This is a genomic window from Streptomyces sp. KL109B (genome assembly GCF_030766935.1).
Lineage (GTDB): Bacteria > Actinomycetota > Actinomycetes > Streptomycetales > Streptomycetaceae > Streptomyces.
Genome location: NZ_JASERL010000001.1, coordinates 1,148,961 through 1,170,875, shown reverse-complemented (window position 1 = coordinate 1,170,875; position 21,915 = coordinate 1,148,961). Strand labels below are relative to the sequence as shown.

The following is a 21,915-nucleotide window of genomic DNA, read 5'->3' as shown; positions in this document are numbered from 1 at the left end:
GGCGCGGGGTCCGGGGCAGAGCCCCGAGTCCGCAACGCCGGTGCGGCGAAACAAGTCGACTACTCGGCCCCCGCGTTCAACTGGTGCAACAACCTCGCCAGCTCCGCCACCTCACGCCGGTCCCACCCGTCCAACTGCCGCACGTACCGCATCCGCCGCGCGTCCCGCACCCGCCGGAAGTGCTCACGCCCGTACTCCGTGAGGGACACCAGCCAGGCCCGCCCGTCGGCCGGATCGGGCTCGCGGCCGACGAAGCCGAGGTCCTCCAGGGCCCGCAGCTGGCGGCTCATGGTCGCCTTGCCGACGCCGATGTACGCGGCCAGCTCGGTGGCCCGCTGCGCCCCGCACTCCTCCAGGCGCACCAGGAGTCCGTACGCCGCCGGCTCCAGGTCGGGGTGGACCTCGCGGGCCATCTCGCCGGAATTGGCCCGGGCCCGGCGCAGAAAGACGGTCAACTCCCGCTCCAGCGCCAGGAACTCACCATCCACGTTTCCGTCTTCGCGCACGTCAGCACCCATGAATAGATTTTCTCCGGATTCTCTCCGGGTTTCCTGATTCTGAAAGTTTTCGCCCATCACGGTCATCGCCGCAGTTCCACCAGTATTTCGCAGGCGTAGACCAACGGCACACACCGGCCCCTCTTCCCACCACGGGTCTACGTGCGTAGCGTTTTACCGCTGCCACCCATGGCATGCACACACCACCATCAAGCGCACCACTGAGCGCACTGGCGCCACCGCACGTCACCCCACGTCGTCCCCGGAGGCCGCTCATGCCCGTGCACAGACCTGCCACGACCCGTCGCAGACGCAGCAGAACCCGCCTCGGAATCACCGGAACCCTGCTCGCGGCGCTCTCCCTCCTCTTCACCCTGCCGAGCGCGGCCCACGCGGCCGACGCCACCGACACCCCCGCCCGCGGCGAGGCCTACATGGGCATCGGCGTCGCGGAGCACGACGGCGACACCGGCACTCCGCCGGCCGGCCGCGCCGTCCAGACCGAAGGCGTCGACGTCTCCAGCCACCAGGGCAACGTGGCCTGGTCGACGCTCTGGAACAGCGGCGTGCGCTGGGCCTACACCAAGGCATCGGAAGGCACGTACTACACGAACCCCTACTTCGCGCAGCAGTACAACGGCTCGTACAACGTGGGCATGGTCCGCGGCGCGTACCACTTCGCGACCCCCGACACCACGAGCGGCGCCACGCAGGCCAACTACTTCGTGGACCACGGGGGCGGCTGGTCCAAGGACGGCAAGACGCTGCCGGGCGCGCTCGACATCGAGTGGAACCCGTACGGCGCGGCCTGCTACGGCAAGTCGCAGAGCGCCATGGTCACCTGGATCCGGGACTTCCTGAACCAGTACAAGGCCCGCACGGGACGCCACGCCGTCATCTACACGGCGACCAGCTGGTGGACCCAGTGCACGGGCAACTACGGCGGCTTCGCCGTCAACAACCCGCTGTGGATCGCCCGTTACGCCTCCACCGTCGGCACGCTCCCGGCCGGCTGGGGCTTCTACACGATGTGGCAGTACACGTCGTCGGGCCCGACGGTCGGTGACCACAACAAGTTCAACGGCGCCCTCGACCGCGTCGTGGCGCTCGCCAACGGCTGAGCCGACCGCATCCGACGTACGTACGACGGCGGCCGGGCTCCCCCCTCCGGGAGTCCGGCCGCTGCCGCGTTCAGTGGCGCCGGGTCAGCACGTGCCGGCCGGGCGGTCCCGCTTCACGAGGTTCGTGTAGCCGGTGGTGCCGTCCAGCCACAGGACCCGCTTGCCGGTGTCGGCGGCCGGGTAGACCTGGTCGCCGCGGTTGCAGGAGACGCGCTGCGGGGTGCCCTTGCCGTCGGGGGTCACCTGGTACAGCTTCGGCAGCGTGTCGTTGGCCCAGGAGGTGGCCGGGGGCAGCGTCAGGACGTCGACCGCGTCGTCGGTGGCCGTCAGCTGGTAGGCGTACAGGGAATCGGCACCGGATTCCGGGGCGACCGTGGTGCGGTCCATGCCGTCGGTGGCGGCGCGCAGCACGGCCGCCCGGCCACCGTCCGTACCGTCGCCGTCCTCGATCCAGAAGACGCCGTCGTCGGTGATCTCGGTCTGGCCGATGCCGGCGACCGCGGTCTTGTCGATCGGCATCAACCGGGTCTTGCCCGTCGCGGTGTCGTAGACCTCGACGCCCAGCTTGTAGCCGTCGGACTCGCCCCACAGCTTCGCGTAGGCGATCTTTCCGTCGCGTACGGAGGTCAGCGCGGTGGCGGAGACGGGGTTGGGCGCGAGGTCCTTGGTGGCACCCGTCCTGATGTCGACGTAGCGGGCCTGCTCGTAGCCGGTCCTCGGATTCACGTAGGTGTAGACGAGGACGTCGCCGTCGAGCTTCACGGAGGTGACGCTCGCGCCGATGCCGTCGACGACCTTGTCGAGACCGGTGCCGATCGCACGCACGTGGATCTTCACCGCGTCGGACGCGAACTCGGCCCAGGCCACGTTCTTGCCGTCGGTGGCGGCGTAGACGTTGTAGTTGCCGTTGTTGGGGCTCTTCTGCTGCGGCGTGCCCCTGCCGCTGGTGTTGCCGACCCACACCGAGTACGGCTCGCTGCCGTCCTCGTTGGAGCGGGACATCGCGTACGTGCCGTTGGCGGCGTCGACACCGGTGCCGGACACGTTGACCTTCGACAGGATCGTGTCGGTGTCCACGCCGAGCGCCGTCTCCCAGCCCGGCGTGATGCCGTGGGCGTCGAAGGCACGCTTGACGACCCTCAGTTGGGCCTTGGTCGCGCCGAGTTCCTGGGCGGCGGCGAGCACCGCCGCGCGGCCCTCGGTGAAGCCGTCCAGCGGCGTCATGTACGCGGTGAGAGCGCGGTAGACGATCTGGTCGGCGAAGTCGGCGCCGAGGTCCTCGCGCATGTCCCACAGGGCGCCGGAGAAGATCGTCGAGTTCAGGTGCACGCCGCCGTTGTCGCCGCGGTAGCTGACGCCGATGAAGTCCTTGGCCGTGGTGTGCCCGTCGTTCAGGTCGCGCAGGGCGCACTCGCGCGGGCCGAGCGTGGTGCACAGGTCCTCGCCGAGCAGGCCCGCGTCCGGGTCGTCCATCGACTGGCCGTTGGCCTCCAGGTCGATGGCGTTGCCGAAGTAGTCGGAGATCGCCTCGTTCATCGCGCCGGACTGGCCCGCGTAGACGAGGTTCGCGGAGTGCTGGGTGACGGCGTGCGTCATCTCGTGGCCGACGACGTCGGTGTCCGCGGAGAAGGTGCGGTAGTCGCCGCCGCCCTTGCCGTAGACCATCTTGGCGCCGTCCCAGAAGGCGTTGTCGTACGGCTTGCCGTTCGCGGTGACGCCGACGATCGAGTACATGTACCCGTCGTTGCCGTCGAGGCCCTTGCGGCCGAAGCGGTCCTTGTAGAACGCGTACACCTTGTTGGCGGCCCAGTGGGCGTCCACCACACCAGAGTTGGTGTACTCGGCGCCGAGGTCCGGGGTGGCCGACTTGACGATCTTGGCGGCGGACGGCCAGACGCCGGAGGCGGTGGAGACGTCGGCGCCGTTGGCGTCCCAGGTCTGGAGCAGGGGGCCGACGTACGGGTTGGCGGCGTCGCGGAACCCGTAGTCGTACATCTGGTAGGTGCCGTCGGTGCCCTTGTACAGGTTGAGGTCGACCTTCTGGCCGTTGTACCGGGTGCCGGAGCCCTTCACGACGAACGGCGGGACGTCCGTCGGGGCGGCTTCGCCCGGGGTCGCCGTGGTCCCGCCCGTCGCCCCGGCGGCGGCGCCGGTCGCACCGAACGACTGGATCCCGCTGTACTGCATGACCGGGAAGCCGGAGTGGGCGTCGATGTACACCTCCTGCTTGACGGCCGTGCCGTCCGCCGGATCGGTGCCCGTGACGGTGATGTGCCGGGTGAGCACGCCGGTGCCCCGCGGCAGGATCGTGACGCCGGTGGCCTTTCCGGCCAGCTCGGGCACGGCGGCCTTCCCGCCCTTGGCGGGGGCGCGCAGCGGCGCTCCGCCGAGCCGCGTCGAGACGGCGGCGACGGCACGCTGGATGGCGGTCTTCTCCGAGACCTTCGGCGTGACCGTGCCGAGCTTCAGCTCGGTGAAGTACTTGCCGGAGGTACCGGTGACGGTCCGCTTGCCGTCCTTCTTCTCCATGCGTACGACGTACTGTCCGCCGAGGACGTCGACGCCGCGGTACTTCTGCTGGAGCCGGACCGTTTCCTCGCCGTGCGCGCCTGGCAGGGTGCCGACCGCCTTGAGGTCGCCCTTCGGATCGGCGATGTGGTAGCGCCCCTTCTCCCCCGCGAGGTGCGCGCGGGCCGCGTCGGCGGCGCTCACGTCCGGGGCGGCGCTCTCGTGCAGCCCGGTGACGAGCGAGGGGGTGTCCGTGCCGGTACCGGGCACGACGGGCTCGGCGGCGTCGGCCGCGTGGGCGGCGGGCAACCCGCCGCCCACCATCAGCCCGGCGGCGACCAGCAGCACACCCACCCCTCTGCCTACGCCGCTGTCTCTACCTCTACGTCTGTGTGCCGAAGTCCGCACGATTCCCCTCCGGTGCCACTGATCCATGAACAGATGTCGGATGCGGCCATGCAAATACCGGAGCCCCCACCTCAACAATGCGTTCCCCGTGCTGACTTGTGGACGTGCACACTTGTGTGGCCTACATGGATGAGCCGAAAATCCCCTGGTGGCATCGGGTGGGCACGACGACGCGCAATGGCAGGCCCTCGGACTCGAAGAGAACGATCTGCGGGTCTACGAAGCGCTGCTCGGCGCCACCGAATTCGGCTCGCGGGCGGCGCTCGCCCGCGCGACCGGGCTGCCCGCGCGCCGGGTCGCCGACGCCCTCGGCCACCTCGCGGAGCGCGGCTGCACGCTGCCGTCACCGCACGGCTCCGCCCTCCCGCGCGCCGTGCCGCCCGCCACGGCGCTGCGCAATCTGATCCACCGGCACCAGGCGCAACTGCTGCGCCGTTCGGCCGAGTTGGAGGACCTGACGGGAGCGGTGGACCGGCTCGCGGCCGGGCTGCTGACCGCGACGCCCGCGGATGTGCGGGCGATGGGCATCGAGACGGTGCGCGGCGGCCGGGCCATCGCGGAGCGCGTCGCGGCGATGCTGGCCTCCGCCACCACGGAAGTGGCGCTGCTCGACCGCCCGCCGTACGCCTCCAGCCGGCCGGACGGCATGCCGGCCCCGCTCGACGTGGCGGCCCCGGTGCGGCGCGGGGCGCGGGTGCGGGTGGTGGTGGACCGCGAGGGCCTCACCTTCGCGGGCCGGGCGCGGGGCCTCAACGACCTCGCCGCGCAGGGCGTTCAGATCCGGGTCGGCAAGGACCTGCCGACCAAGCTCTTCACGGTGGACCGCCGGGTGACCCTGCTGCCACCCACGGACGCCGCCGACCCCACGGCCTCGGCCCTGGTGGTCGGCGACTCCCTGCTCAGCCACGCCCTGGTCCCGCTCTTCGACGCGGTGTGGGAGAAGGCGGTACCGATCGGCGCGGACTCCACGGACGACGCGATCACGGACGAGGACCGCGAACTCCTGACCCTCCTGTCCTCGGGCCTGAAGGACGAGGCCATCGCCCGCCGCCTGGACGTCCACGTCCACACGGTCCGCCGCCGCATCACCCGCCTGATGACGATGCTGAACGCCCAGACCCGCTTCCAGGCGGGAGTCCGGGCAACACTGCGGGGCTGGCTGACCTAGGCCACTCCAGCCCCGCAATTCAAGCCCCTCCGACGACTGAGGCCAGGCCACTCAAGCCCCTCCGGCGATTGAGGAGCGGGGTCCGGGGCAGAGCCCCGGAACCGCAACCCCGTCGCAGGCCTCACGCAGCAACCGGCACCACCACATCCGCCGACGCAGACGCAGACGCGGACGCCAACGCCAACTCCAACACCTGCCGCACATCCGTCACCGGATGCACATCCAGCTTCTCCAACACCTCGGCCGGCACATCATCCAGATCCGCCTCATTCCGCTTAGGAATGATCACCGTCGAGATCCCCGCCCGATGCGCCGCAAGCAACTTCTGCTTGACCCCACCGATCGGCAGCACCCGCCCGGTCAGCGAAACCTCCCCGGTCATCGCCACATCCGTCCGCACGAGCCGCCCGCTCAGCAACGACGCCAACGCCGTCGTCATCGTGACACCGGCACTCGGCCCGTCCTTCGGCACGGCCCCCGCGGGGAAGTGGATGTGCACGCCGCGCTCCTTCAAATCGGCGACGGGCAATTCCAGTTCCGCCCCGTGGGACCGCAGGAAGGACAGGGCGATCTGCGCCGACTCCTTCATGACGTCACCGAGCTGCCCGGTGAGCGTCAGCCCCGCCGCCCCCGTCTCCGGATCGGCGAGGGACGCCTCCACGAACAGCACGTCGCCCCCGGCCCCGGTCACCGCGAGCCCCGTCGCGACCCCCGGCACGGACGTGCGCCGCTCGGCCGGGTCCTGCGCCGACTCGGGCACGTGGTGCGGGCGCCCGATGAGCCCGCGCAGATCACCCTCGCCGACCGTGAACGGAAGCTCCCGGTCCCCGAGTTCGTGCTGCGCGGCCACCTTCCGGAGCACCCGCGTGACGGACCGCTCCAGGTTGCGTACGCCCGCCTCGCGCGTGTACTCGCCGGCGAGCTTGCGCAGCGCGTCGTCGCCGATGACGACCTCGTCGCCGCTCAGCCCCGCGCGCTCCAACTGGCGCGGCACGAGGTGGTCGCGGGCGATGACGACCTTCTCGTCCTCGGTGTACCCGTCGAGCCGGACCAGCTCCATACGGTCGAGGAGCGCCTCCGGAATCGCCTCGAGCACATTCGCCGTGGCGAGGAAGACCACATCGCTCAGGTCGAGTTCGACCTCCAGGTAGTGGTCCCGGAAGGTGTGGTTCTGCGCCGGGTCGAGGACCTCCAGGAGCGCCGCCGCCGGATCGCCCCGGAAGTCGGACCCCACCTTGTCGATCTCGTCGAGCAGCACCACCGGGTTCATCGACCCGGCCTCCTTGATGGCGCGCACGATGCGTCCCGGCAGGGCACCCACGTACGTACGCCGGTGTCCTCGGATCTCCGCCTCGTCCCGCACACCGCCGAGCGCGACGCGGACGAACTTGCGGCCCATCGCGTGCGCCACGGACTCGCCGAGCGAGGTCTTGCCGACGCCGGGCGGGCCGACGAGCGCGAGCACCGCGCCGCCGCGCCGACCGCCGACCACGCCGAGACCGCGGTCCGAGCGGCGCTTGCGCACGGCCAGGTACTCGGTGATGCGCTCCTTCACGTCGTCGAGGCCCGCGTGCTCGGCGTCGAGGACGGCCTTGGCGCCCTGGATGTCGTACGCGGCGCCGTCATCGGTCCGCTCGTTCCACGGCAGTTCGAGGACCGTGTCGAGCCAGGTCCTGATCCAGCTGCCCTCGGGCGACTGGTCGCTGGCCCGCTCCAGCTTGTCGACCTCCTTGAGCGCGGCCTCGTAGACCTTCTCGGGAAGGTCGGCGGCCTCCACGCGCGCGCGGTAGTCGTCGGACTCCTCGGCGGCGTCCTTGGCGTCGCCGTTGAGGTCGCGCAGCTCCTTGCGCACGGCGTCGAGCTGGCGCCGCAGCAGGAACTCGCGCTGCTGCTTGTCGACGCCCTCCTGGACGTCCTTGGCGATGGACTCGGCGACATCCTGCTCGGCGAGGTGGTCGCGCAGGTGCTGGGTGGCGAGCTTGAGCCGCTCGACCGGGTCGGCGGCCTCCAGCAGCTCGACCTTCTGGGCGGTGGTGAGGAACGGCGAGTAGCCGGAGTTGTCGGCGAGCGCGGAGACGTCGTCGATGGCCTGGACGCGGTCCACGACCTGCCAGGCGCCGCGCTTCTTCAGCCAGTTCGTGGCGAGCGCCTTGTACTCCTTGACGAGTTCGGTGACCGCGCCCGGAGTGGGGCCTCCCCTGCTCGAGTCGGTTCGAGAGCTTGGGGAAGGGTCCGGCACCTCTTCCTCGACGGTCAGGCCCTCCACCCACAGGGCGGCGCCGGGGCCTGTCGTGCCCGCGCCGATGCGGACGCGGCCGACGCCGCGGATGAGCGCGCCGGGGTCGCCGTCGGCGAGGCGGCCGACCTGCTCGACGGTGCCGAGCACGCCGGTGTTCGCGTACGTGCCGTCGATCCGCGGAACAAGCAGCACCTTCGGCTTGCTGGGTCCGGTACGGGCGGCGGCCTGTGCGGCCTCCACCGCGGCTCGTACGTCGGCGTCGTTCAGGTCCAGGGGCACCACCATTCCCGGCAGTACGACCTCGTCGTCGAGGGGCAGCACGGGCAGGGTGAGCGGGTTGGACGTCAAAGCCATGATCTCCCCTTCGGCAGTCAAGTTGAGCTATGTGGACTCAATGCTCGCGAGCCTCCAGATGTTCCGGAACGGCCGTTCGCTGTGAGCGATCACGTCTACCGGCGGCACGGAACGAGCGCTGTAATAACCCCTATCGCAGACAGCCCCTTACAACACAGGGAGTGCGCGCATGACGGGCGAGGAACTCGTACGGAACTGGGTAGACGGCTGGGTCCTCTCGCGCGGAGCCGCTCCGCCGCTCGTCGAGCCCTGGGGTTACACGATTCATGTGGGCCTGCCGCACCACGTGAGCCGGCACGTCATCGGCGCCACCAACGACGCGGTGACCGAGGAGGCCGTGCGCAAGGCGGCCGAGGCGACGCACGGGCGCGACGTCCACCTGAAGGTCTTCGCCGACCCCGCGCGCGTACTGCCGTGGCTCGGCCCGGAGTGGGAGGCGTACGGGGCGGACGACTTCCTGATGTCGACGGACCTGACGCCGGCCGCCGCGCCTCCGGTCCCCGGGGGCTACATCCGCCACCTCTGGACCCGCGCGGGCGTGACGCGCGTCCTGCTCACGGACACGGACGGGGCGTTCGCCGCGCGTGGCCAGGTCGCCCCGACCGGGGCGAGTGCCGTCGTCGATCAGATCGAGACGTCCGAGGGGCATCGCCGCAAGGGGCTCGGCCGTGTGGTCATGGGGACGTTGCAGGCCGAGGCCCGCGCGCTGGGTGCGACCCGCGCGGTCCTCGCGTGTACGCCCGAGGGGCGGTTCCTGTACGAGTCGGTGGGCTGGCGGATCGACGCTCCGCTGGCGAACGCGAAGTACGTCGGCCCCAAATCAAGCCCCCGCGGCGATTGAGCGGCGGGGTCCGGGGCAGAGCCCCGTGGCGTGGGGACGGTCGACCGCGAAACTGCGACGTGAGACGTTGAACACAACACGGAACGGCCCGCGGAGCGCACGCGGCGTCCGCCACAATGGCCGCCATGACGACTCCGTACCACCCCGATCCACCCGTCGTCCTCGACCGCCGCGAAGGCCCCTTCGGAGAGGTGGTCCTGCGCCGTCACGGTGGGCTGTTGCAGATCATCGCGAACGGCACGTTCCTCATGGACACCTCCGACGGCCGCTCGGAGCGGCGGCTCGTCGACTCGGCGCTCGCCGCCCTCGACGACCGCGAGAAGCCGCGCGTCCTCATCGGCGGCCTCGGCGTCGGCTTCTCCCTCGCACACGCGGCCGCGAACCCGCGCTGGGGCCGCGTCACGGTCGTCGAGCGGGAACCGGCGATCATCGACTGGCACCGCCGCGGCCCGCTGCGCGAGCTGTCCGCCGAGGCCCTCGCCGACCCTCGTACGGAGATCGTCGAGGCCGACCTCGTACGGCATCTGCACACGTCGACGGAGACGTACGACGCGCTCTGCCTCGACATCGACAACGGTCCCGACTGGACCGTCACCGAGGACAACGACAGCCTCTACGCGCCCGCCGGCCTCGCCGCCTGCCGAGACCGACTCGACCCGGGCGGGGTTCTCGCCGTATGGTCCGCTCAGCCGTCAGCAAATTTCGAAGAAACCTTGCGGAATGCCGGATTCCAGGCGGTGCGCACCGAAGAGATCCCGGTTGTCCGGGGCGTCCCTGACGTGGTGCACCTCGCACTGAGGCCCACGTAGCCGACCGGCGGTAACTCCCCGTACGCTGACGTCCGAAACCCGATCATTCAAGCGTCAAGCGCGTCACGACGGCGCGCATTCAGGGGCGGGGCGATGGAGCAGACACACACCTCCCACAACACCACCACGACGACCCAGGGAGCCCAACGGCGGATCCTTGTCGTCGAGGACGATCCGACGATCGTCGACGCCATCGCCGCCCGGCTGCGCGCCGAGGGATTCCTCGTGCAAACCGCGCAGGACGGTCCGGCGGCGGTGGACACGGCCGAGGCCTGGCAGCCCGACCTGCTGATCCTCGACATCATGCTGCCCGGATTCGACGGGCTCGAAGTCTGCCGTCGCGTGCAGGCGCAGCGGCCGGTGCCGGTCATGATGCTCACCGCGCGCGACGACGAGACGGACATGCTGGTCGGCCTCGGCGTCGGCGCCGACGACTACATGACCAAGCCGTTCTCCATGCGGGAGCTGGCGGCGCGCGTGCACGTGCTGCTGCGCCGCGTCGAGCGGGCGGCCCTCGCGGCGACGACGCCGCGCAGCGGCATACTGCGCCTCGGCGAGCTGGAGATCGACCACGCGCAGCGCCGCGTGCGCGTGCGCAGCGACGACGTGCACCTCACCCCGACCGAGTTCGACCTGCTCGTGTGCCTGGCGAACACGCCGCGCGCCGTCCTCTCCCGCGAGCAGCTGCTCGCCGAGGTGTGGGACTGGGCGGACGCCTCGGGCACCCGCACCGTCGACAGCCACATCAAGGCGCTGCGCCGGAAGATCGGCGCGGAGCGCATCCGCACCGTGCACGGCGTGGGCTACGCGCTGGAGACGCCGAACCCGTGAGCGGAGGGGATCGGGACCGGACGGCTGCGGGCGGACGGCCGCAGCGGCCGTCCTTCAACACCCTGTGGGCCTCCGGCGGTCTGCGCCCCTTCTCCGTGAAGGCGAAGCTGGGCACGCTCGTCGTCGTCTCGGTCTTCATCACCACGGGCCTGGTCATGGTGGCCGTGCACACCGCGACGGAGCTGCGCTTCATCACGGTGTTCTCGATCATCGCCACGCTGCTGATCACGCAGTTCGTGGCGCACTCGCTGACCGCCCCGCTCGACGAGATGAACACGGTGGCCCGGTTCATCTCCAACGGCGACTACTCGCGCCGGGTGCGCGGAGCGGACCGGCGCGACGAGATCGGTGACCTCGCGGTCACCATCAACCGCATGGCCGACGAGCTCGCGGCCCAGGACCAGCAGCGCAAGGAGCTCGTCGCCAACGTCTCGCACGAGCTGCGCACCCCCATCGCGGGCCTGCGCGCGGTCCTGGAGAACGTCGTCGACGGCGTGATGTCCGCCGACCCCGAGACGATGCGCACGGCGCTGAAACAGACGGAGCGGCTCGGCCGCCTCGTCGACACGCTGCTCGACCTGTCCCGCCTGGACAACGGCGTCGTACCGCTGAAGGCGCGCCGCTTCGAGGTCTGGCCGTATCTGTCGGGCGTCCTGAAGGAGGCCAACATGGCGGTCTCCCAGCGCGCCGGACTCGCCTCGGGCTCCGGCACCCACACGCGTACGGACGTCCATCTGCACCTCGACGTCTCGCCGCCCGAGCTGACGGCGCTCGCCGACCCGGAGCGCATCCACCAGGTCGTCGCGAACCTCATCGACAACGCGGTGAAGCACTCGCCGCAGCACGGCCGCGTCACCGTGCTCGCCCGGCGCGGGCCCTACGACGACTCGCTCGTCCTCGAAGTCCTCGACGAGGGCCCCGGCATCCCGCAGTCCGAGTGGCACAAGGTCTTCGAGCGCTTCAACCAGGGCGACGCCACCGGCGACAAGGGCGACGGCGGCACCGGACTCGGCCTCGCCATCGCCCGCTGGGCCGTGGAACTGCACGGCGGGCAGATCAGGGTGGCCGAATCCGAGCGCGGCTGCCGGATCAAGGTCACTCTTCCGGGAGAGCCCGGAACGCAAAGTTGACGTAGGGTTTCGGTCAGGCAAGGGTCAAGAGCGCGCCCGGCGTACGTGAGCACGCCCGGCGCGCATCCGAACGTACCGAAACCCCGGTTGTTTCCCGCCATTTCACGGCCCGAAACGCGACTTCCGGTGTGACTTACGTGACGGATCACGGCCCGGTCTGCACGTCTCGTGAATGGAGGCGTAGCCTTTATTCCCGCTGTCCATCACCTTGTGAGAAGCGGAAGAGGGCGGTTACCGCCGTGTCGCCACAGTCCCCCAGTAACTCGAGCATCTCCCCCGAGACCGACCAAGCCGGGCAGGGCAAGAACCCTGCCGCAGCGTTCGGTCCCAACGAGTGGCTCGTCGACGAGATCTATCAGCAGTACCTCCAGGACCCGAATTCGGTTGACCGAGCCTGGTGGGACTTCTTCGCCGACTACAAGCCAGGTGCCGCGGCCGCGGGGGCCGCGTCGACCCCGAAGCCGGCCGAGAAGCCCGCGGCCCCCGCCGCGCCCGCGCAGCCCGCAGCCGCAGCTCCCGCACAGGCTGCCGCTCCGGCCCCCGCGAAGCCCGCCGCTCCGGCCGCGCCCACCGCGCCGAAGCCGGCCGCCGCGGCGCCCGCTCCGGCCGCCAAGCCCGCCACCCCCGCACCGAAGAAGGCTGAAGAAGTGACGACCGAGGCCCCTGCCGGCCCCGAGCTCGTGACGCTGCGCGGTCCCGCCGCCGCCGTCGCGAAGAACATGAACAAGTCCATCGAGGTCCCCACGGCGACGTCCGTGCGCGCGGTCCCGGTGAAGCTGCTGTTCGACAACCGCATCGTCATCAACAACCACCTCAAGCGCGCCCGCGGCGGGAAGATCTCCTTCACGCACCTCATCGGGTACGCGATGGTGCAGGCCATCAAGGCCATGCCGTCGATGAACTACTCCTTCGCGGAGAAGGACGGCAAGCCGACGCTGGTGAAGCCGGACCACGTGAACTTCGGTCTGGCCATCGACCTCGTGAAGCCGAACGGCGACCGTCAGCTCGTCGTCGCCGGCATCAAGAAGGCCGAGACGCTGAACTTCTTCGAGTTCTGGCAGGCCTACGAGGACATCGTCCGGCGCGCCCGTGACGGCAAGCTCGGCATGGACGACTTCACCGGTGTCACGGTCTCCCTGACCAACCCCGGCGGCCTCGGCACCGTCCACTCGGTCCCGCGCCTGATGCCCGGACAGTCGGTCATCATGGGCGTCGGCTCCATGGACTACCCGGCGGAGTTCCAGGGCACCTCCCAGGACACGCTGAACAAGCTCGGCATCTCGAAGGTCATGACGCTCACGTCGACCTACGACCACCGGGTCATCCAGGGCGCCGCCTCCGGCGAGTTCCTGCGCATCGTCGCGAACCTCCTCCTCGGTGAGAACGAGTTCTACGACGAGATCTTCAAGGCCCTGCGGATCCCCTACGAGCCGGTCCGCTGGCTCAAGGACATCGACGCCTCGCACGACGACGACGTCACCAAGGCCGCCCGCGTCTTCGAGCTGATCCACTCCTACCGGGTCCGCGGCCACGTCATGGCCGACACCGACCCGCTGGAGTACCAGCAGCGCAAGCACCCCGACCTGGACATCACCGAGCACGGGCTCACGCTGTGGGACCTGGAGCGCGAGTTCGCCGTCGGCGGCTTCGCCGGCAAGTCGATGATGAAGCTGCGCGACGTCCTCGGCGTGCTGCGCGACTCGTACTGCCGCACCACCGGCGTCGAGTTCATGCACATCCAGGACCCGAAGCAGCGCCGCTGGCTGCAGGACCGCATCGAGCGCCCGCACGCCAAGCCGGAGCGCGAGGAGCAGCTGCGCATCCTGCGCCGGCTGAACTCGGCCGAGGCCTTCGAGACCTTCCTCCAGACCAAGTACGTCGGTCAGAAGCGGTTCTCCCTTGAGGGCGGCGAGTCCGTCATCCCGCTGCTCGACTCGGTCATCGACGCCGCCGCCGAGAACCGCCTCGACGAGGTCGTCATCGGCATGGCCCACCGCGGCCGCCTGAACGTGCTGGCGAACATCGTCGGCAAGTCGTACGCGCAGATCTTCCGGGAGTTCGAGGGCAACCTCGACCCGAAGTCGATGCACGGCTCCGGCGACGTGAAGTACCACCTGGGCGCCGAGGGCACCTTCACCGGCCTGGACGGCGAGCAGATCAACGTCTCGCTGGCCGCCAACCCGTCCCACCTGGAGACGGTCGACCCGGTCATCGAGGGCATCACCCGCGCCAAGCAGGACATCATCAACAAGGGCGGCACGGACTTCACGGTCCTGCCGATCGCCCTGCACGGTGACGCGGCCTTCGCGGGCCAGGGTGTGGTCGCCGAGACGCTCAACATGTCGCAGCTGCGCGGCTACCGCACGGGCGGCACGGTCCACATCGTCATCAACAACCAGGTCGGCTTCACGGCGGCTCCCGAGTCGTCGCGCTCCTCCATGTACGCCACGGACGTGGCCCGCATGATCGAGGCGCCGATCTTCCACGTGAACGGCGACGACCCCGAGGCCGTCGTCCGCGTTGCCCGCCTGGCCTTCGAGTTCCGCCAGGCGTTCAACAAGGACGTCGTCATCGACCTCATCTGCTACCGCCGCCGCGGTCACAACGAGTCGGACAACCCGGCGTTCACGCAGCCGCTGATGTACGACCTGATCGACAAGAAGCGCTCGGTGCGCAAGCTCTACACCGAGTCGCTCATCGGTCGCGGCGACATCACCCTGGAAGAGGCCGAGCAGGCGCTCCAAGACTTCCAGGGCCAGCTGGAGAAGGTCTTCACGGAGGTCCGCGAGGCCGTCTCGCACCCGGCCGCCGCCGAGGTCCCCGACCCGCAGGCCGAGTTCCCCGTGGCCGTGCAGACGGCGATCTCCCAGGAGGTCGTCAAGCGCATCGCCGAGTCCCAGGTCAACATCCCGGACCACGTCACGGTGCACCCGCGGCTGCTGCCGCAGCTGCAGCGCCGCGCCTCGATGATCGAGGACGGGACGATCGACTGGGGCATGGGCGAGACCCTCGCCCTCGGCTCGCTGCTCCTCGAAGGCACCCCGGTGCGCCTGTCCGGCCAGGACTCGCGCCGCGGCACCTTCGGTCAGCGGCACGCGGTCCTCATCGACAACAAGACGGGCGAGGACTTCACCCCGCTCCTCTACCTGTCGCCGGACCAGGCCCGCTACAACGTCTACGACTCGCTGCTCTCCGAGTACGCGGTCATGGGCTTCGAGTACGGCTACTCGCTGGCGCGCCCCGAGTCCCTCGTGATGTGGGAGGCGCAGTTCGGTGACTTCGTCAACGGCGCGCAGACCGTCGTCGACGAGTACATCTCGGCCGCCGAGCAGAAGTGGGGCCAGACCTCCGGCGTCACGCTGCTGCTGCCGCACGGCTACGAGGGCCAGGGCCCGGACCACTCCTCGGCCCGCGTCGAGCGCTTCCTCCAGCTTTGCGCGCAGAACAACATGACGGTCGCCATGCCGACGCTGCCGTCGAACTACTTCCACCTCCTGCGGTGGCAGGTGCACAACCCGCACCACAAGCCGCTGGTGGTCTTCACGCCGAAGTCGATGCTGCGCCTCAAGGCCGCCGCGTCGAAGGTGGACGAGTTCACGACGGGCGGCTTCCGCCCGGTCATCGGCGACGAGTCGGTGGACCCGAACGCGGTCAAGAAGGTCGTCTTCGTCGCGGGCAAGCTGTACTACGACCTGGAGGCCGAGCGGCAGAAGCGCGGCGACTCGGAGACCGCGATCATCCGCGTCGAGCGTCTGTACCCGCTGCCGGGTGCCGAGCTCCAGGCGGAGATCGCCAAGTTCCCGAACGCCGAGAAGTACATCTGGGCGCAGGAGGAGCCGGCGAACCAGGGTGCGTGGCCGTTCATCGCGCTGAACCTGATCGACCACCTGGATCTGGCCGTCGGCGCCGACGTCCCGCACGGTGAGCGCCTGCGCCGCGTCTCGCGGCCGCACGGCTCGTCCCCGGCGGTCGGCTCGGCCAAGCGCCACCAGGCCGAGCAGGAGCAGCTGGTGCGCGAGGTCTTCGAGGCGTAACGCCCCGAAGCACCGCGAGCGAGCAAGGTCGAAGGCCCGGTCCCCTTTCGAGGGGGCCGGGCCTTCGGGCGTACGGGGACGGGCTCAGGTCGTCTGGGGTTCGAAGTCCCAGTGCGGGCGGTTGCGGGCGCGCGCCGAGATGGTGTGCACGTGCTGCCTGCCGAGCGTCGCCTCCAGGTCCGAGAGGGTCTCCTGCTCGATCTTCTCCGCCTTGCGGCGCTCCCGCAGGCCCCGCAGGTCGGCCGCGAGCGCGGTGCGCGCGGAGAGCGTCAGGGGGTGCGTGCGGCCCAGTGCCTCGATGGCGCGGGTGACCGTGTCGTTGCTGAGCTGGGCGGCGGACTCGGTGTCCCCGACGAGGTTGCGCAGGGCCGAGGCGTTGATGGCGCAGCCGAGCGTCCAGGGGTGGTTCTCGCCCGCCACCGCGGTCATGTCGGCGAGGGACCGCTCGATGAGGTCGTGCGCGTGCTCCCGCTCCCCCACGTTGCGCAGGATCAGCGCCTGGTTGGCGCGGGCGCCCGCGACGAAGGGGTGGCTCTCGGCGAGCGTGAGCTCGTAGCGGGCGACGATGGCCTCGCTGAGCTCCCGCGCCTCGTCGATGTCGCCGTCCTCCCGGGCGAAGCAGCTCTGGGCGGAGGCGAAGACGAGGGTCCACGGGTGGGTCTCGCCCAGCACGCGCTCGCCGCGCTCAAGGACGCTGGCGAACAGCTTGCCCGCCTTCACGCGCTCGCCCCTGCGGTAGTGGCAGAGCGCGAGGTTGTACTCGGCCTTGAGGGTCTGGGGGTTGCTCTCGCCCATCACGAGCCGGTTCTCGCGCAGGCTCTGGGCCTGGTTCGACTCCGCCTCGTCGTAGCGGCCGGTCAGCCGCAGGTCGATGGCGTACGAGATCTGGGAGTCGAGCGTCCAGGGGTGCCGGCCCTTCAGCAGGGTCCGGCGCGATTCGAGGACCTGGCGGTCGAGGTCGAGGGCGTCGGCGTACTGGCCGAGCAGCCGGAGCGTGACGGCCACGTTGTTCTGTGCGTTCAGGGTGCGCGAGTCCTGGTCGCCGAGCAGTCCCTGATAGGCCGTCAGGGCCCAGCGGCACAGTTCGAGCGCCTCCTCGTAGCGGCCGAGGCCGCGCAGGTCGGCGGCGAGGCCGCTGGCGGCCCGCAAGTGCTCCAGGTCGTCCGGCCCCCGGGTCTCCCGCAGGTGCTCGACGGCGGCGCGGTCGAGGACCTCGGTGCGCTCGTAGTCACCGGCGGAGCGCAGCACGTTGACGTAGTGGAAGGTCAGCTCCCAGATCCGCGGATGGTTCTCGCCGAGCAGCTCCCGCCAGGCCTTCAGGGCGCGCTCGCCCAGCTTGATGCCGGCCGTGTACTCGCCGGAGAAGTACATGTAGCGCAGGGAGTTGAGCACCAGTGTCTGGACGCCGGGGTCCTTGCTCTGGAGCACGTCCGCGTACTTCAGGTGCGGCACGATCTCGGCGTAGCCGGGCCACAGCCGGGTGTCGCTCGGCCTGCGCGGGTCGGCGGCGGCGAGGGCCCGCCGCACGACGTCGACGAACTCGCGGCGGTCCTCCTCCGGCATGTCGGCGCGCACGATCTGGTGGACCATGCGGTGCAGGTACAGGGACTCCCCGGAGGAGGCCGTCGATTCCGCGCCCAACTCGTGGGATTCGAGGCGGACCACCGAGTACTGGCGCAGCTGGTTGATCGCCTTGTTCCACAGCAGCGGATCGTTCAGCAGCCCGGCGACCTGTTCCGGCAGGTCGTCGCTCGGCATTTCCCGCAGGAGTCGTACGGGGATGAATCCTGGCGCGAAGAACGTGCACAGGCGCAGCAGGTCGACGGCCTCGGGGACGGTGTCGCGGAGCTTGTTCAGCAGTATCGACCAGGCGGTCTGGAAGGCGACGGGGAAGTCCGCCGACACCCTGACGACGTCCTGGTCGATGCCGCCGTCGAGGAGGCCGATGTACTCCTCGACCGAGAGGTTCGAGTCGTTGAGCCAGCCGGCCGTCTGGTCGAGGAGCAGCGGCAGGTCCTCCAGGGCGTCGGCGAGCCGGTCCGCCTCTTCCTCGGAGAGCCGGGGCGCCCGCCGCCTGATGAACGCCACGGACTCCTCGCGCCGGTAGACCGGCACGTCGAGCAGCATGCTGTTGTGCTCGCTCCACTCCGGGTTGCGGGAGGTGACGATCACCTGGCCGGGGCCCGTCGGCACCAGGTCCCAGATCTGCTCGGGGTCGTCCGCGCCGTCGAGGACCAGCAGCCAGCGCGCGTAGGGTTCGCCGCGCCGCAGCGAGTCGCGGACCGCGCGGAGCCGCTCGCCGTACTCCTGGCCGGTCTGGAGGCCGAGCTTGGGGGCGAGTTCGGCGAGGCCGCGCCGGTAGGTGACGCGCTTCTCCGCGTTGACCCACCACACGACGTCGTACTCGGAGCCGAAGCGGTACACGTACTCGGCCGCGAGCTGTGTCTTGCCGACGCCCGACATGCCGTGCAGCGTGAGCACGCCCGCGCCCGACTCGGCCGAGGTCAGCCGGTGGTACGCCTCGTTGAGGAGCTGCTCGCGGCCGGTGAAGCGGGTGTTGCGGCGGGGGACGCCGCCCCACACCTCGGGCATCGTGGCGGGGAAGCGGGGGCCGCGGCGCGCTCCGTCGGAGGGCTCGGTCAGCGGGTCCGTCGGCAGGTCGAGGCGTTCGAGGAGGCGCCGCTCGGCCTCCTCGGCGCCCAGGTTGATGAGGCCGACCGCGCCGAGCACGGCGGCGGCGGACGGTACGGGGGCGGTGGTCAGGGAGACGGCCGCGAAGCGGGAGGGGTCGGGCGCGACGACCTCGCGCAGCGCCTCGTTCCACTCCTCGTGCGTGCGCGGGCCGAGCTGGAAGTACCACTCGCTGACGATGATGAGGATCCGGCCCTCGGCAAGGCTCAGGTCCCGCAGCAGGTCGACGAGGGGTGTCTCGGCCGGGGACTCCCAGCGCTGGTAGACCACGCGCAGGCCGCGTCGTTCGAGTCGGTCGCCGATCCAGGCCGCCCAGGCACGGTTGAACCCGGCGAAGCTGATCGTGACCGTCCGCGGCCCGGCTTCTCCCACGGTCGACCCGACCGGCTTACGAGTTCCAGACATGCGGCGGCCTCCTGCGCGTAGTGGCAAAAAAATCGTAGAACCTCGGCGCGATGCTGGTAAGTGGCACACCGTCAACTACGCCTCTGCACCAGGATCTTCGCGCAGTGGAACGCCGGTCGGCTGCCAACTTCACTCATTTGGCCGGGTGGCCGAAGACTGACGCTGACGCCACAGGGCGCGCGCGGCGTCCACATAGGCCTCGGCGCGCGCCGTATGCCCACGTGGCGCGGGGTGCGCGGCCATCCGTTCGTACGCGACGACCATCTGGTCGACGAACCGGCGCCCGCGCACGGTGAGGTGCGGGGATCCGACGAGCACCGGCAGCACGGCCCCCACTTGGGCGCGGTAGCGGCTGTGCTGGGTCCAGGCGGGTTCGCCCCGGGAGGCCGGGGTGAGCGCGCGGCGCTGGAAGAAGTCGGCCAGTGCGAGATGTGCGTAGGCGCCTTGCAGGAGTCCGTCGTACGGCCGTGGGTCGGGGCGCCAGGGGGCGAAGTAGCGGGCTTCGGGGTCGCTTTGGTGGAGCACCAGGGCGTCGCTGAGGGCGGCGAGCTTCGCGTGCTGGAGTTCGTGGACGAGGGTGGCCGCGAAGGCGGCGGGCGAGGGCGGGGTGCTGCTCAGCAGGGCGCCGAACGCCTCACGGCGCGTGGCGCTGCACCCGCCGTGCCCGCGTGCGCCCGGGGGCATTTCGAGGGGGACCAGGCACCTCAGGAGCGCGAGCGCCTCCGTCAGCCGGTGCTCGCCGCCCGTGCGCAGCGCCGCCGCGGTGCCCGACCAGGCCGTCAGCCAGCGCTTGCGTTCGGCGTCGTCCAGCGTCGTCGGGCCGCTCTGGGCGGGGCGGTGGGGCGCGGGGTCCGCGCGGTACGGGTCGAGGTCGTCCAGGGGCATGGGCGCGGCCCCGGGGGTCAGTCCGGGCAGCGCGTGCGCGGGTGTCCAGGCGCGCGCCCCCGACCAGGCCCCGAAGCCGCGCTCCAGGAAGACGACGACGTCGGCCTCCTCTTCCTGATGGAACGTCAACCGACCGGCAGTGGCGGTGACTTCGACCGGTACGTCGCCGGTCGGGGCGGCGCGCAGGCTGCCGAGGGACGGGAGGTTCAGCGTCCCGTCGTGGGCGGTCAGGCGTGTCGTGAAGGACAGTCCGGCGCGTGCGGCGGACACCGTGGCGAGGGCGCCGAAGTGACCGAGGGCAAGGGCCAGTTGACGCGCCTCGGCCGGGTCGGCGGGCCCCGGAGCCCGGTCGAGGCCGCGCAGGCAGCTCAGGGCCCACGGTCCGGTGAGCGGGTAGTGGACCCGGTCCCTGGCGGGGGACGCGGCCGGGTGCCCGGGCGGGCGCGGCGCGTCCTCCGACGCGGCCAGCAGCGCCCAGTCGTCCTTCAGGCGCGCCCGCTGGTCCGGGGAGCACACGGCTGGGTCCGCCGCGTCCGCCGCGTCGAGGAGGGCGCGGAGCAGCAGCAGCCGGCGGGTGTCCTGGTCGCGGACGAGGAACGCGAGCGTGTCCGGGCCGCCTTCGGTCCGGCCGAGTTCGTCGAGGGCCCGGTCCGGGACCTCCGAGAGCGTCACGGCGTGCTCCTTTCGCCAGGGGCCGGGGCGGCGGCAGCGGCCTGCCCCGCGATCCGCGCGGCCACATGACGGATGAACCGCTGAAGGTCGGCGCAGTACACGGAGGGGTTTTCGAAGCCGCTGTCCGCCCGGTAGCGATGGGCGTACTGGCCGCCCCCGCAGACCGTCAGCAGGGGGCAGACCCCGCACTGCCCGGACAGCGCCTTGACGGCCGTCTGCCGGGCGATCACCCCCGGGTGTCCGAGGGCTTCGTCGAAGGTGTGGCGGAAGACGTCGAGGCCGGTCGCGGCCGCGCCCTCGTAGGCCGACTTCAGGGAGTCCGCCTGCTCGATCGAGCCGTCCGTCTCGACGACCACGGCGTCGAAGGGCGCGAGGCCCAGCGACTCCGTGGCCGCGGGAAGGCCCGCGAGCAGCGCGATGCACTCCTCGAAGAGACGGACCCGGGTGGCCCGGCGCCCGGCCTCCCACCAGCGGTCGAAGACGTCGCACAGCCACTGCCCGTACACCGTGCCCGTCGGGTCCCAATGGGGCGGCGGGTTCGACCAGTTGCCGTGCGGGAGGAGCAGGTCGAGGGCGGGCGAGCCGAGGGCCAGCAGGGAGTCGTACGTCTCCACCGGGTCCTGTTCGGGGTCGACGACCGTGAGGACGCCCGCGTACGAGTCCGGGAAGCGCTCGGCGGTCAGTCGGGCGCCGCGCGCGGCGGCGGGCCAGGACGGGCGGCCCGCGTGGTCGACGCGGCGCGCGTTTCCGGCCGGGGTGCCGCCGTCGAGGCTGATACCGACGCTCACGTCGTGCCGGGCGAGGGTCGCGAGGCGGTCCTCGGTCAGCAGGGTGGCGTTGGTCTGGACGGTGGCGCGGACCGTGCATCCGGCGGGCACGCGCTCGCGCACCAGGTCGGCGAAGGCGCCGAGCGCGGCGGCCCCGGCCAGCAGCGGCTCCCCGCCGTGCAGCACCAGCGAGAGCGCGCTCAGCCCGTGGGCGCGGGCGTGCTCGGCGATGCGGGTCGCGGTGCGGTCGAGGACCTCGGCGGACGCGGCGGCGGGCCGGGTCCGCCAGGTGTGGTCCGGGCCCTCGTAGAGGTAGCAGTAGGTGCAGGCGAGGTTGCAGCGGCCGTGCACCTTGACGATGAACTGCCGGAAGGGGAACGGCGGTTCGGGCACTGGGTGGGGAGCGGCCTCTTCCGACACACCTGCACCCCCATGTCGTACGCACGTGTCACGACCGCGTTCGCAGAGGACCGCTTACCGTCGTGGTGGCGGCCGCAAACACGGTGCGTTCGAACTGTCCGATTCGGTTGAGCACGCGACCGAAACCGCGCAGCC

The 21,915-nt window shown here is 70.9% G+C and carries 13 protein-coding genes; 7 read left to right on the top strand and 6 right to left on the bottom strand.

Annotated features, from left to right (window positions below; genetic code table 11):
* Positions 1-59: 59 nt before the first annotated feature.
* On the bottom strand, positions 60-518 hold the full coding sequence (locus RBJ65_RS05500; protein ID WP_306321883.1) for a MarR family winged helix-turn-helix transcriptional regulator: 459 nt from the start codon (positions 516-518) through the stop codon (positions 60-62).
* A 254-nt stretch (positions 519-772) separates the two neighbouring features.
* On the opposite strand from RBJ65_RS05500, the gene RBJ65_RS05495 reads away from it, so the two are divergent.
* The gene (locus RBJ65_RS05495) at positions 773-1,618 is read left to right on the top strand and encodes a lysozyme (protein ID WP_306321884.1); all 846 of its coding nucleotides are present in this window, start codon (positions 773-775) and stop codon (positions 1,616-1,618) included.
* An 84-nt stretch (positions 1,619-1,702) separates the two neighbouring features.
* Here RBJ65_RS05495 and RBJ65_RS05490 read toward each other — a convergent pair whose 3' ends face one another.
* Complete coding sequence (locus tag RBJ65_RS05490) at positions 1,703-4,480, bottom strand: M4 family metallopeptidase (RefSeq protein ID WP_306321885.1); 2,778 nt, start codon at positions 4,478-4,480, stop codon at positions 1,703-1,705.
* Between the two features lie 202 nt (positions 4,481-4,682).
* Between RBJ65_RS05490 and RBJ65_RS05485 the strand changes: the two genes are divergently transcribed.
* Positions 4,683-5,702: a LuxR family transcriptional regulator gene (locus RBJ65_RS05485; RefSeq protein WP_306321886.1), complete on the top strand. Its 1,020-nt coding sequence runs from the start codon at positions 4,683-4,685 to the stop codon at positions 5,700-5,702.
* 121 nt (positions 5,703-5,823) lie between these two features.
* Here RBJ65_RS05485 and lon read toward each other — a convergent pair whose 3' ends face one another.
* The gene (lon, locus tag RBJ65_RS05480; protein WP_306321887.1) at positions 5,824-8,295 is read right to left on the bottom strand and encodes an endopeptidase La; all 2,472 of its coding nucleotides are present in this window, start codon (positions 8,293-8,295) and stop codon (positions 5,824-5,826) included.
* Between the two features lie 169 nt (positions 8,296-8,464).
* Here lon and RBJ65_RS05475 point away from each other — a divergent pair, with 169 nt between their 5' ends.
* From RBJ65_RS05475 to RBJ65_RS05455, 5 genes are all read left to right on the top strand, one after another.
* Positions 8,465-9,136, top strand: a complete 672-nt coding sequence (locus tag RBJ65_RS05475; protein WP_306321888.1) for a GNAT family N-acetyltransferase — start codon at positions 8,465-8,467, stop codon at positions 9,134-9,136.
* Positions 9,137-9,261: 125 nt separating this feature from the next.
* Positions 9,262-9,945, top strand: coding sequence for a spermidine synthase (locus tag RBJ65_RS05470; RefSeq protein ID WP_306321889.1), 684 nt, complete (start codon positions 9,262-9,264; stop codon positions 9,943-9,945).
* Positions 9,946-10,038: 93 nt separating this feature from the next.
* On the top strand, positions 10,039-10,776 hold the full coding sequence (locus RBJ65_RS05465; protein WP_306321890.1) for a response regulator transcription factor: 738 nt from the start codon (positions 10,039-10,041) through the stop codon (positions 10,774-10,776).
* Complete coding sequence (locus RBJ65_RS05460; protein WP_372341382.1) at positions 10,773-11,906, top strand: ATP-binding protein; 1,134 nt, start codon at positions 10,773-10,775, stop codon at positions 11,904-11,906. The genes RBJ65_RS05465 and RBJ65_RS05460 overlap by 4 nt, the downstream gene beginning before the upstream one ends.
* A 239-nt stretch (positions 11,907-12,145) precedes the next feature.
* Positions 12,146-15,940 (top strand): multifunctional oxoglutarate decarboxylase/oxoglutarate dehydrogenase thiamine pyrophosphate-binding subunit/dihydrolipoyllysine-residue succinyltransferase subunit, encoded by a 3,795-nt coding sequence (locus RBJ65_RS05455; protein ID WP_306321891.1) that lies wholly within the window; start codon positions 12,146-12,148, stop codon positions 15,938-15,940.
* Between the two features lie 84 nt (positions 15,941-16,024).
* Here the strand turns inward: RBJ65_RS05455 and fxsT are convergent, their stop codons facing one another.
* From fxsT to RBJ65_RS05440, 3 genes are all read right to left on the bottom strand, one after another.
* Entirely contained in the window at positions 16,025-19,036 is a 3,012-nt protein-coding gene (gene fxsT / locus RBJ65_RS05450; RefSeq protein WP_306321892.1) for an FxSxx-COOH system tetratricopeptide repeat protein, read from the bottom strand.
* Positions 19,037-19,165: 129 nt separating this feature from the next.
* Complete coding sequence (locus RBJ65_RS05445; RefSeq protein ID WP_306321893.1) at positions 19,166-20,593, bottom strand: HEXXH motif-containing putative peptide modification protein; 1,428 nt, start codon at positions 20,591-20,593, stop codon at positions 19,166-19,168.
* Positions 20,590-21,753 carry an FxsB family cyclophane-forming radical SAM/SPASM peptide maturase gene (locus RBJ65_RS05440; RefSeq protein WP_306332109.1) on the bottom strand — a complete coding sequence of 388 codons (1,164 nt, stop codon included), beginning with the start codon at positions 21,751-21,753 and terminating at the stop codon, positions 20,590-20,592. The genes RBJ65_RS05445 and RBJ65_RS05440 overlap by 4 nt, the downstream gene beginning before the upstream one ends.
* Between the last annotated feature and the right edge of the window lie 162 nt (positions 21,754-21,915).

Bases quoted from the DNA above. Each gene is read 5' to 3' on its own strand.
- RBJ65_RS05500 (WP_306321883.1), bottom strand. From the start codon at position 518: ATGGGTGCTGACGTGCGCGAAGACGGAAACGTGGATGGTGAGTTCCTG.
- RBJ65_RS05495 (WP_306321884.1), top strand. From the start codon at position 773: ATGCCCGTGCACAGACCTGCCACGACCCGTCGCAGACGCAGCAGAACC.
- lon (WP_306321887.1), bottom strand. From the start codon at position 8,295: ATGGCTTTGACGTCCAACCCGCTCACCCTGCCCGTGCTGCCCCTCGAC.
- RBJ65_RS05475 (WP_306321888.1), top strand. From the start codon at position 8,465: ATGACGGGCGAGGAACTCGTACGGAACTGGGTAGACGGCTGGGTCCTC.
- RBJ65_RS05470 (WP_306321889.1), top strand. From the start codon at position 9,262: ATGACGACTCCGTACCACCCCGATCCACCCGTCGTCCTCGACCGCCGC.
- RBJ65_RS05465 (WP_306321890.1), top strand. From the start codon at position 10,039: ATGGAGCAGACACACACCTCCCACAACACCACCACGACGACCCAGGGA.
- fxsT (WP_306321892.1), bottom strand. From the start codon at position 19,036: ATGTCTGGAACTCGTAAGCCGGTCGGGTCGACCGTGGGAGAAGCCGGG.